The 1,148-nt window shown below is 63.5% G+C and carries 1 protein-coding gene; it reads left to right on the forward strand.

All coding sequences use genetic code 11. The features are described from left to right. Positions 1-1,148: elongation factor Tu (gene tuf / locus F3H26_RS19290; RefSeq protein WP_149777577.1), on the forward strand; the 1,148-nt coding region annotated here is incomplete at both ends.

Here is a 1,148-nt window from a genome sequence, read left to right on the forward strand (position 1 = left end):
ATGGCAAAGGAAAAGTTTGAGCGTACAAAACCGCACGTCAACATTGGCACGATCGGCCACGTTGACCACGGCAAGACGACGCTGACCGCAGCGATCACCAAGTATTTCGGCGACTTCAAGGCGTATGACCAGATCGACGGCGCGCCGGAAGAGAAGGCACGCGGCATCACCATCTCGACCGCCCACGTGGAATACGAGACCGAGAGCCGCCACTATGCGCACGTGGACTGCCCCGGCCACGCCGACTACGTCAAGAACATGATCACCGGTGCGGCGCAGATGGACGGCGCGATCCTGGTTGTGAACGCCGCTGACGGCCCGATGCCGCAGACCCGCGAGCACATCCTGCTGGCCCGTCAGGTCGGCGTGCCTGCGCTTGTCGTGTTCCTGAACAAGGTTGACCAGGTCGACGACCCGGAACTGCTGGAACTGGTGGAAATGGAAGTGCGCGAGCTGCTGAGCTCGTACGAATTCCCCGGCGACGACATTCCGATCGTTGCAGGTTCGGCTCTGGCCGCGATGGAAGGCCGCGATCCGGAAATCGGCGAAGAGAAGATCAAGGAGCTGATGGCCGCCGTCGACGAGTACATCCCGACGCCTGAGCGTGCCGTTGACCAGCCGTTCCTGATGCCGATCGAAGACGTGTTCTCGATCTCGGGCCGCGGCACCGTTGTGACCGGCCGTGTCGAGCGTGGCGTGATCAACGTCGGCGACGAGATCGAGATCGTCGGCATCCGCGACACGCAGAAGACCACCTGCACCGGTGTCGAGATGTTCCGCAAGCTGCTGGACCGCGGCGAAGCCGGCGACAACATCGGCGCCCTGCTGCGCGGCATCGACCGTGACGGCGTCGAGCGTGGCCAGGTTCTGGCCAAGCCGGGTTCAGTGACCCCGCACACCAAGTTCGAAGCCGAAGCCTACATCCTGACCAAGGAAGAGGGCGGCCGTCACACCCCGTTCTTCGCGAACTACCGTCCGCAGTTCTACTTCCGTACGACTGACGTGACCGGCACGGTTCAGCTGAAGGAAGGCACCGAGATGGTCATGCCGGGCGACAACGTCGGCTTCACCGTCGAGCTGATCGCCCCGATCGCGATGGAAGACGGTCTGCGTTTCGCCATCCGCGAAGGCGGCCGCACCGTCGGCGC

Origin of the sequence: Ruegeria intermedia, assembly GCF_900129345.1 — a bacterium.
Taxonomy (GTDB): domain Bacteria; phylum Pseudomonadota; class Alphaproteobacteria; order Rhodobacterales; family Rhodobacteraceae; genus Ruegeria; species Ruegeria intermedia.